This is a genomic window from Pseudomonas sp. GM48 (assembly GCF_000282335.1).
In the GTDB taxonomy this organism is placed as follows: domain Bacteria; phylum Pseudomonadota; class Gammaproteobacteria; order Pseudomonadales; family Pseudomonadaceae; genus Aquipseudomonas.
In genome coordinates this window covers 21,548-31,549 of record NZ_AKJM01000036.1, presented here as the reverse complement: position 1 = coordinate 31,549, position 10,002 = coordinate 21,548, and the positions used below count along the sequence as shown (strand labels likewise).

Sequence of the window (10,002 nt, the reverse complement as noted above, 5' to 3'; positions counted from 1 at the left end):
GGACTCACGACTGCTTCGCAGCCGAACGCAGCCTCGCGGGCTCGGCAGCTGCTACAAAGGGTGTCGCGGCTGAAATTGCTTAACTGACTGGCATGAGCCGTAATGGCTGCTTTTATATACGCACCCTCGTCCGGATGACAGATAGCAAGCTCAGTATTTTGTAGGGATTTTGTGTCGAGACTATGCGAAATCCATTTGGACCTTGTGGGAGCGGGCTTGCTCGCGAAAGCGGTGTGTCAGCCGACATAGATGCTTAATGACACACCGCCTTCGCGAGCAAGCCCGCTCCCACATAGTGGATAGTGTCAAACCGTCAGGTATAAAAAAGCCCCGGCTCTTTCGAGTCGGGGCTTTTGCGTTTCAACCGTTGCTGATTACAGCGCCGGATAGTCGATGTAGCCGACTGGGCCCTTGGCGTAGAACAGTTCCGGACGCGCTTCGTTCAGCGGCGCGTCAGCCTGCAAACGTGCCGGCAGGTCCGGGTTGGCAATGAAGGGTACGCCGAAGGCGACCGCATCGGCCATGCCGCTGGCGAGCAATGCATTGGCGCTGTCCTTGGTGAAACGCTCGTTGGCAATGTAGGGGCCACCGAAGGCTTCCTTCAGTTGTGGGCCGAGGCTGTCGGCACCTTCTTTCTCGCGCGAGCAGATAAAGGCAATACCACGCTTGCCCAGTTCGCGAGCGACGTAGGTGAAGGTTTCGGCCAGGTTGTCGTCGCCCATGTCATGCAGGTCGGCGCGTGGCGACAGGTGCACACCCACACGGCCGGCGCCCCAGATTTCGATGGCGGCGTCGGTCACTTCCAGCAGCAGGCGGGCACGGTTTTCCAGGGAGCCGCCGTAGTTGTCGGTGCGCTGGTTGGTACTGCTTTGCAGGAACTGGTCGAGCAGGTAACCGTTGGCGGCATGGATTTCCACACCGTCGAAGCCGGCGGCCTTGGCGTTCTCGGCACCGACGCGGTAAGCGTCGACGATATCGGCGATTTCAGCGGTTTCCAGGGCACGCGGGACAGGGAAATCGGCCAGCGGACGAACCAGGCTGACGTGGCCCTTGGGCTGGATGGCGCTCGGGGCGACCGGGGCTTCACCGTTCAGGTACAAACCGTGGGAAATGCGACCCACGTGCCACAACTGCAGGAAGATCTTGCCGCCCGCGCCATGGATTGCCTTGGTCACGTTGGACCAGCCACGTACCTGATCGTTGGACCAGATACCCGGGGTGTCCGGGTAGCCGACGCCCATCGGTGTCACCGAAGTGGCCTCGCTGAGGATCAGCCCGGCGGACGCACGCTGCACGTAGTACTCGGCCATCAGCGCGTTGGGTACGCGGCCTTCGTCGGCGCGGCAGCGGGTCAGCGGTGCCATGATGATGCGGTTGGCCAACTCGAGGTCGCCCAGTTTGATCGGATCGAAAATAGACGTCATTTATTGCAGCCCTCGTGAGGAAATGGTTGATCAGTTGGTAGCAGGGGCCAGCTCGGGATTGCCGCTCTGGCGGAAAGTAATCAGGGTGACCAGCAGGGCGAGTACCGCCAGTGCAGCCGCGGCGAGCGGCACGCTGGTCAGGCCGAAGCCGTGGGCGATCACACTGCCGCCGACCCAGGCACCGAGGGCGTTGCCGATGTTGAAAGCGCCGATGTTCAGGGTCGACACCAGGTTCGGTGCGGCTTTGCCGAAAGTCACCACGTTCACTTGCAGCGCCGGTACGGCGGCGAAGCATGCGGTGGCCCAGAGGAACAGGGTGATTTCGGTCGGGATCAGCGCGACGCTGGTCCAGGTCAGTACGGTGGACACCACGGCCATGGTGATGAACACGCCGATCAGCGTCGCGGCCATGCCTTTATCGGCCAGCTTGCCGCCGATGATGTTGCCGACCGTCAGGCCCAGGCCGATGAGCATCAGAGTCCAGGTCACGCCACGGGGCGAGACACCGGTGACTTCGCCGAGCAACGGCGCGACGTAGGTAAACAGGGTGAACACCGAGGCGGCGAACAGTGCCGTCATGCTCAGGGACAGCCAGATGCCACCGCCCTTGAGTGCGGCCAGTTCGGCGCGCATGTCGAGTTTTTCTTCATCACGCTTGGCCGGCAGGAAACGGATCAGGCCGATCAGCGCAATCACACCGATCACGGTCACCGCCCAGAAGGTCGAACGCCAGCCGGCTTCCTGACCGAGGGCGGTACCCAGCGGTACGCCAAGGACGTTGGCCAGGGTCAGGCCGGTGAACATCAGGGCCACGGCCGATGCGCGTTTGTTGGCCGGCACCAGGCCAGCCGCCACCACCGAACCGATGCCGAAGAAGGCGCCGTGGCACAGGGCGGTGACCACACGGGCGAACATCAGCACGTTGTAGTCGCCAGCCACCGCGCACAGCAGGTTGCCAACAATGAAGATGCCCATCAACGCCACCAGGGCGGCCTTGCGCGGCAGCCGGGCGGTGGCCAGCGCCATGAACGGCGCACCGATGGCCACGCCCAGGGCGTAACCGGTCACCAGCCAGCCGGCACCGGGAATCGACACACCGAGGTCAGCCGCCACGTTGGGCAGCAGGCCCATGATGACGAACTCGGTGGTGCCGATGGCGAAGGCGCTCAAGGCCAGGATGAGTAGCGAGAGGGGCATGGGGGTAATTCCTTTTTTAGCCGACTGACGTTAAGGGTCAGAGCTCTTTACTGAAGGTCTTGAGGAATTCCTGGATGGTTTCCTCGTTGCGTTTAAAGAAGTGCCACTGGCCGACTTTGCGGCTGCTGATCAGGCCGGCGCGTTGCAGGGTCGCCAGGTGTGCGGACACCGTGGACTGCGACAGACCGCAACGTTGATCGATCTGCCCGGCGCAAACGCCGTGCTCGTTGCTGTGGGACTGGTCGGGAAATTCGACGGTCGGGTCCTTGAGCCAGTGCAGGATTTCTCGCCGTACCGGGTGTGCCAGGGCTTTTATTATTTCGTCGAGATTGATGGTCATGATGTGGGCTCGTGATGTTTAAAACGCTATATCGCGATGAGGCGAACTTTAAATCGGTATTTCGCGATATACAAATATGATTTGGCTCTGACCAACTCACATTTCGGTATATCGGGTTATAACGATATGGTGAGTGTAACAATGCAAGGGGGCAGTGCTAAGCTGCGCCCATGAACTATCTCGCACATCTTCACCTCGGTGGCCAGCGTCCCGGCCAATTGCTCGGCAGTCTGTATGGCGATTTCGTCAAGGGACGCCTGCAAGGGCAGTTCGCTGCGGAAATCGAAGGGGCCATCCAGTTGCACCGCAGCATCGACGTGTTTACCGATCGCCATCCGCAGGTGGACATCGCGTTGTCGCGTTTCTCCCTGACCCGTCGTCGCTACGCGGGGATCGTGCTCGACGTGTTTTTCGACCATTGTCTGGCCCGGGACTGGACGCTGTATGCCGATCGGCCCCTGGCGTTGTTCACCTCGGATGTTTACCGGGTGCTGTCCAGCGAGCAGCAATTGCCGGAACGACTGGCGAAGATTGCGCCGCACATGGTGGCCAATGACTGGTTGGGGTCGTATCAGGAATTCGAAGTGCTGGAGCAGGTGCTGCGCGGGATCTCGCGGCGTCTGACCCGGCCGGAGGAACTGGCGGCGGCGATGCAGGAGTTGCGGCGGTTGTATGAACCGTTGAGCGAGGACTTTCGGTTGTTCTATCCGCAGCTGCAGGCTTTTGCCCGGAACTATCCAACAACATAAAACCCATGTGGGAGCGGGCTTGCTCGCGAAGGGGATCTGTGTTTATGCTGCGATAGCGGGGCGCATCGGTGCTCGCTGAGGTTCAACGACAGCCCCGAACAACGCCTTCTGCACCGCCTGCTGTGCCTCGAACGCCAGCGCTGCACGTTCTCGACCTTCGCAAGCAATTGGCTTGAGTAGATGAATCTCTACACCACCGCGATCATTGGCAAACAGCCGCATCAAGTGCGAGAGCAAATCATCGTCGCCAATAAACGGTGCCAGCGTGCAGGGCTCGCCGTCGCGTACATAACGGATCGCCACCGGCTGCATCGCCACTTCGGAATCGATGGCGGCGGACAGCAGGCGACCATGGAAGGTGCGCAGCGAACGGCCATCGGTGGTGGTGCCTTCCGGGAACATCAGCAGTGGGTAGGCTTGTTCCAGGTGGCGAGTCATCTGCTTGCGGATCAACTGGCTGTCACCCGAGCCACGGCGGATAAACAGGCTGCCGGCCTTGGCCGCCAACCAACCGGCCACCGGCCAGGTACGCACTTCGGCTTTGGACAGGAACGACAGCGGCGTGAGCATGCCCAGCAGCGGGATGTCGGTCCAGGACACATGGTTGCTGACCCAGAGCATCGGTGTCTTCGGCAGCTCGCCGTGGACGGTCACGTCGAAGGGCAGGGCGTTGCTCAGGCGGGCCATGAAAAACCGCGACCAGCGCTGACGACGCGCCATCGAATGGGCCAGGCCCAGGCGTTCGAACACCCCGAACACACTGGCCATGCCCAGGCCCAGCGTCACCACCATCAGCACTCGCGCGATTCGCGCGTACACCCGCAACCGGCTCATTACACAGCTGCCTTGAAGTGTTTGGCGTAGCGCGGGCAGAGTTCGTCGCGCTTGAGCAGGATGAACACGTCGGCGACCTGGAAGTCTTCGTCCCAGCAGGGCTCGCCGCAGATCTTCGCGCCCAGGCGCATGTAGGCCTTGAGCAGCGGTGGCATTTCGGCAATCACGTTGGACGGAATGTCCAGGCTCGGCAACGGATTTTTCGGCTCGGCGCGCAGGTGTTCGGTGCACAGGTATCGTTCGCGCAGACGCTGCATGATCGCGTGGGCCTGCACGCCGCCATCCTGCATCGGAATGCTCGCGCAACCCATCAGGTAGCTGTAGCCACCCTGGTTCAGGACTTCGGCCAGTTCGCCCCAAAGCACGGCGATGGTGCCGCCGTTACGGTAGGCCGGGTCGACGCAGGTGCGACCGATTTCCAGGATCGGGCCTTTAAGGTGTACCAGGCCGTGGAGGCTGAATTCTTCTTCACTGTAAAACTTGCCCAGGCTGCTGGCAGCCGTGTGGTCGAGCAAACGGGTGGTCGCCACCAGGCGCCCGGTGTTCAGGTCACGCACGCCGATGTGGGCGCAGTGAACGTCATAGTCATCCATGTCCAGACCCAGTTCAGCACCCTTGAGCTTGGCGTTGAATTCGCCGCTGAACACGTTGAAACGCAAGGCCTGGGCCTCCTGCAACGCCTCGGCGCCCACCAGGCGTTCGGCTTGCAGGCGGCGTTCGTTGGCGGTGTCGCTGATGCGGGCGATCTGAGTCATGGCGATTCTCCGTGCGGGCTGCTCACCCGTCTTTGGGTTACAGCGGATCGACTTTCTTTATCTAGCCGTGTTGTGCAAAGTCAGGCTATGTAGCCCCGGTGTCATCGCCATTAAGCTTTGGTGATGCTTATATGACAGCCCTCAAGGAGCCTCTTATGCCCTGGCAAACCCTGTTGAACCGCCGTGATCGCTTGCCCGCCAACCCGGATCTGGCTGAAGGTTTCGCGACCCTGTTGCAGCAGTTGGGCATGGTCACGCCGTTCGAATTGGCCGTGCTCGGCGGGCGGTCGATGGCGACGCCGGGGCTGGCGTTTCTGGTGGGGTATCAAGCGGCATTGCGCATGCTCTGGCCGAGCGCGCCACTGAGCCTCGGCGCGCTGTGCGCCACCGAACAGCGCAGCCTGCGCCCGGCCGACATGCAAACCCGACTGAGCGGTTTGCGCCTGAGCGGACGCAAGGACTTCGTCACCGCCGGCGATGCCGCCGACTGGTTGCTGGTGGCGGCGCGCAACGAAGAGCCCGGTGCCAAGCCACGCTTGAGCCTGGCAGTGATCTATCGCGATGAGCCGGGTGTGCGGGTGGAAAAACTGGCGCCGATTCCGTTGATGCCGGATATCAGTCACGGCCGGCTGGTTCTCGATAACGCTCAATGCGAACTGTTGGCGGGTGATGGCTGGGAGGCCTACGTCAAACCGTTTCGCACCCTTGAAGACGTCTATGTATTGAGTTCGATGACAGCGTGGTTGTACGGCATCGGCCAGGACTGCGGTTGGCCGCAAGGCTTGCAACTGCGGCTGTTGGCTTTGCTGGCGGGGTGTGCGGAGGTCAGTCGGCAAGCGCCGACGAGTTCGGCCGGGCATGTGCTGCTCGGCGGGTTGTTTGCGCAGTTCGAGGGGCTCAAGGCTGAGGTGAATGAGGCGCTGGCTGGAGGACCTCCGGAGTGGGCGACGATGTGGCAGCGGGATCAGGCGGTGATGGAGTTGGCGGCGGGGGCTCGGGGGAAGAGGTTGGCCAAGGCATTGGCGGAATTTTCGTTGAATTGACTGGCCCCTTCGCGAGCAAGCCCGCTCCCACAATGGATCTTTGGTGTGAGCGAGAACCGAGAACCCTGTGGGAGCGGGCTTGCCCGCGAAGACGGACTGATTGGCAGCACAAATTTCTGAACTGTCATCAACCTCGACTAGGCTCAGCAATTTCAATCTCCGAGCCCCCGCCATGCCCAAAGGCTTGTCCCTGATTTTCCTGCTGTTGCTCAGCTTCACGGCCCAAGCCGAAAACTGGCCCGCCGAGCAATGGCCGACCGCCCCGACGCCCACCGGTCCGGCGCTTCAAGCCCTGGAGGCTTACGCCTTTCCATCCCGCGATGACACCACTCGCCAGGGCATTCGCACCGATGCCTTGCTGGTGATCCGCGACGGCCAGTTGATCTACGAACGCTACGCCGGACCGACAACGGCCGAGACACCGCACCTGACCTGGTCGATCAGCAAAAGCCTGATGGCCACTGTCCTTGGCGTGGCCTACGGCGAAGGGTTGTTCAACTTGCAGGACCCGGTGCAGAAGTTTTATCCGCCGCTGCAAAAACACCCCTCGACGACCATGGCCGACTTGTTGCACTGGGCCTCGGGCATCGACTGGCAGGAGGACTACGAATACGCACCGCTGAAGTCTTCGGTGGTAGCCATGCTCTACACCCTCGGTCACCGCGACATGGCCGCGTTCACCGCGGCGCATGCTGAGTACGCGGCGCCGGGCCAGGCGTTTCGTTACTCCAGCGGTGACAGCAATCTGTTGTCCGCTGCATTGAAAAACATCGTCGGCCCCGGCCGCTATCCCGACTATCCGTGGACTGCGTTGTTCGAGCCGCTGGGCATTCGCCATGCCGTCTGGGAAACCGATGCCACGGGCACTTTCGTCGCTTCGTCCTATGCCTATCTCACTGCACGGGATCTGGCCCGGGTCGGTCTGTTGATGGCCCGCGATGGTCGCTGGGCAGACAGGCAACTGCTGCCCAAGGACTGGGTGGCGTTCAATCGCGAGCCGTTTGCGCGGTATCACGCCCATGAAGACGATGCCGTCCCCGGTGGTCAGTGGTGGCTCAATCGAGCCGTTGAGGGCGCAGCGCGCCCCTGGCCCGATGCCCCCGTCGACACCTTCGCCGCACTGGGGCATTGGGGCCAGGCGATGTATGTGATCCCCAGCGAACACCTGGTGATCGTGCGCTACGGCGATGACCGCGACGGCAGTTACCGGCACAACGAATTGCTTCAACGCGTGCTCAAGGCGTTTGCCGGGAAGGTGCAGCCATGATCCATTTCCTTCGCCGCCGACCGTTCGGTTCGCTGTTGCTGATCCTGCTGATCGCCTTGCTCGGCTGGATCTGGCACGAGCGGACGGCCCTGTGGGCGTTCCCCGACATCATCAGCGCTTACACCGCCAAGGAATATTGCTCGTGCCGCTATGTGATGGGTAACGACACCGGGTACTGCCACGGCTATGTGAAGCAGTGGCTGCCTGCCAGTGGCTTTACCGATGACGCTGCCGGCAAGCGTGTCACGGTCAGCGGCATGGGCCGCAGCAACAGCGCCGTATGGATCGGTGAGCGTCAGGGCTGTCGCTTGGAGCCTTGACTGCGCTGAAGTTTTGAGGCCCGGGCGATGGCCCTTTGTGGCGAGGGGGCTTGCCCCCGTTCGACTGCGTAGCAGTCGCAAAACCTGCAATCGCGATTTGTCTGATGGAACTCATTGCATGGTTTTTGGACCGCTTCGCGCTCCAACGGGGGCAAGCCCCCTCGCCACTAAAACTCACTTGCCACAGAGAATGTGCTCAAAGGGCAACAGAAAGTTTGCAACCTGTGACAAGCCAGTTAAGGTTCAGCACAGGTTTATCTGCCCCACGAGTCTCTATGTTCAAGCGCTCCACCCTCCACACCCTCGCTTTCCTGCTGCTGGCCGGTGCCGCGTTGTCGGCCCGTGCCGATTGGTATCTGGATGGTGAGTCCTCGCGCCTGTCATTCGTCAGCACTAAAAACGCCCATGTTTCTGAGGTTCAGCGTTTTCTGGTGCTGCACGGCAAGGTCGACCCCGAAGGGCTGGCGCAAGTGGAGGTCGAGCTGGAGTCGATCAACAGCGGCATCCCGTTGCGCGATGAACGCATGCGCAAGGAACTGTTCCAGATCGAACAGTTTCCCGACGCCTTGATCACCACGAAAATCGATCTGCGCCCGATCAACGACCTGGCTCCCGGCGCGCAGCTGGAATTACGCCTGCCGCTGACCGTCGACCTGCACGGCAAACAACACGAGTACCACGCCGAACTGCTGGCAACCCGTCTCGATGACCGGCGCTTCCAGGTGGTGACCCTCGAACCGCTGGTGATCAACGCCGAAGATTTCGATCTGGCGCCCGGCCTGGAAACGTTGCGCAAAATGGCCGGTTTATCGGCGATCAGTCTTTCAGTGCCGGTGAGTGCGGTGCTGATTTTCACGGCGCGTTGAGATGGCCGGAGCGATTTTTCCCTGGCGTGAAGGCAACCACTTCGAACTGCTGGTCGATGGTCCGCAGTTCTTCCCGCGCATGTTGGTGGCGATTGCCCGCGCCGAAGAACAGGTTGAGCTGGAGTTGTATCTGGTGGAGGCCGGCGCCTGTGCCGAAGCCATGGTGCAGGCATTGGTTCAGGCCGCCGAACGCGGGGTGCGGGTGCGTTGCCTGTTCGATGATTACGGCAGCCTCGCCTTTACCCTGACCTTGCGTCAACGACTGATGGCCGCCGGAGTGGAGTTGCGTTTCTACAATCGCCTGAGTTGGCGGCGCTGGGTCGGCAACTTCTACCGCGATCACCGCAAATTGTTGCTGGTGGACCAGAGCCTGGCGGTCGTCGGTGGCACCGGTGTCACTGACGAGTTCTGGACCCCGGGAGAAGACGTCAGCGAATGGCATGAGGTGATGGTGGAAATCACCGGGCCGCTGGTGCTCGACTGGCAGTTGCTGTTCGACCGCCAATGGATCGCCAACCGCCATCGCCGCGCCTGGCGACCGGCCTCGCATTTCGGCTTGCCGCGTCTGCCACGGGTGCCGTCGATGGGCGAGGGCATGGGGCGGGTGGCCTACGCCGACGCCCGCCAGCACCGGGACATTCTGCAATCGCTGGTGCGCGCCTTGAACAGCGGCCAACGACGGATCTGGCTGGCCACGCCGTACTTTTTGCCGACCTGGAAAGTTCGCCGTTCCCTGCGCCGGGCGGCTGCCCGTGGCGTCGATGTGCGTTTGTTGCTGACCGGCCCTCGTACCGATCACCCGTCCGTGCGCTACGCCGGGCATCGTTACTACCCGCGACTGCTCAAGGCCGGGGTGAAGATTTTCGAGTACCAGCCGTGTTTCCTGCACCTGAAAATGGTCTTGATCGATGATTGGGTGAGCATCGGCTCGTGCAACTTCGATCACTGGAATCTGCGCTTCAACCTGGAAGCCAATCTGGAAGCCCTGGACCCCGGGTTGACCCGGTCGGTGGCGGCGAGTTTCGAACGGGATTTCGGCTTGAGTGAGCAAGTCAGCCTGGAGGAATGGCAACGCCGGCCATTGTGGCGGCGGGTCAAGCAGCGGGTGTGGGGATGGGTGGATCGGGTGGTGGTGAACCTGCTGGATCGGCGCGGTTGATCCCAATCTTTCAAACACCAGAAACCTAATGTGGGAGCGGGCTTGCTC

General features: G+C 61.8%; 11 protein-coding genes. 6 read left to right on the top strand and 5 right to left on the bottom strand.

The window, feature by feature from the left end; all coding sequences use genetic code 11:
* Positions 1-374 precede the first annotated feature (374 nt).
* Genes PMI28_RS24025 through PMI28_RS24035 form a run of 3 tightly spaced genes read right to left on the bottom strand, consistent with a single transcriptional unit; the run spans position 375 to position 2,961 of the window.
* On the bottom strand, positions 375-1,424 hold the full coding sequence (locus PMI28_RS24025) for an alkene reductase (protein ID WP_007983060.1): 1,050 nt from the start codon (positions 1,422-1,424) through the stop codon (positions 375-377).
* 30 nt (positions 1,425-1,454) lie between these two features.
* Positions 1,455-2,621, bottom strand: coding sequence for an MFS transporter (locus tag PMI28_RS24030; protein WP_007983057.1), 1,167 nt, complete (start codon positions 2,619-2,621; stop codon positions 1,455-1,457).
* Between the two features lie 37 nt (positions 2,622-2,658).
* Complete coding sequence (locus PMI28_RS24035; RefSeq protein ID WP_007983055.1) at positions 2,659-2,961, bottom strand: ArsR/SmtB family transcription factor; 303 nt, start codon at positions 2,959-2,961, stop codon at positions 2,659-2,661.
* A 170-nt stretch (positions 2,962-3,131) separates the two neighbouring features.
* Between PMI28_RS24035 and PMI28_RS24040 the strand changes: the two genes are divergently transcribed.
* Complete coding sequence (locus PMI28_RS24040) at positions 3,132-3,710, top strand: acyl carrier protein phosphodiesterase (RefSeq protein ID WP_007983053.1); 579 nt, start codon at positions 3,132-3,134, stop codon at positions 3,708-3,710.
* 42 nt (positions 3,711-3,752) lie between these two features.
* Here PMI28_RS24040 and PMI28_RS24045 read toward each other — a convergent pair whose 3' ends face one another.
* Positions 3,753-4,544 (bottom strand): lysophospholipid acyltransferase family protein, encoded by a 792-nt coding sequence (locus PMI28_RS24045; protein ID WP_007983051.1) that lies wholly within the window; start codon positions 4,542-4,544, stop codon positions 3,753-3,755.
* Entirely contained in the window at positions 4,544-5,299 is a 756-nt protein-coding gene (gene olsB / locus PMI28_RS24050) for an L-ornithine N(alpha)-acyltransferase (protein ID WP_007983049.1), read from the bottom strand. Before olsB ends, PMI28_RS24045 begins: the two co-directional genes overlap by 1 nt.
* A gap of 155 nt (positions 5,300-5,454) precedes the next feature.
* Between olsB and PMI28_RS24055 the strand changes: the two genes are divergently transcribed.
* The 5 genes from PMI28_RS24055 to PMI28_RS24075 all read left to right on the top strand — a co-directional run bounded on the left by PMI28_RS24055 (position 5,455) and on the right by PMI28_RS24075 (position 9,954).
* Complete coding sequence (locus tag PMI28_RS24055; protein ID WP_007983047.1) at positions 5,455-6,342, top strand: acyl-CoA dehydrogenase family protein; 888 nt, start codon at positions 5,455-5,457, stop codon at positions 6,340-6,342.
* A 172-nt stretch (positions 6,343-6,514) separates the two neighbouring features.
* On the top strand, positions 6,515-7,609 hold the full coding sequence (locus PMI28_RS24060) for a serine hydrolase domain-containing protein (protein ID WP_007983044.1): 1,095 nt from the start codon (positions 6,515-6,517) through the stop codon (positions 7,607-7,609).
* Positions 7,606-7,929, top strand: coding sequence for a hypothetical protein (locus PMI28_RS24065; RefSeq protein WP_007983043.1), 324 nt, complete (start codon positions 7,606-7,608; stop codon positions 7,927-7,929). The genes PMI28_RS24060 and PMI28_RS24065 overlap by 4 nt, the downstream gene beginning before the upstream one ends.
* A gap of 275 nt (positions 7,930-8,204) precedes the next feature.
* Positions 8,205-8,795 carry a YceI family protein gene (locus tag PMI28_RS24070; protein ID WP_007983041.1) on the top strand — a complete coding sequence of 197 codons (591 nt, stop codon included), beginning with the start codon at positions 8,205-8,207 and terminating at the stop codon, positions 8,793-8,795.
* Position 8,796: 1 nt separating this feature from the next.
* Complete coding sequence (locus tag PMI28_RS24075; protein ID WP_007983040.1) at positions 8,797-9,954, top strand: phospholipase D-like domain-containing protein; 1,158 nt, start codon at positions 8,797-8,799, stop codon at positions 9,952-9,954.
* Positions 9,955-10,002 lie beyond the last annotated feature (48 nt).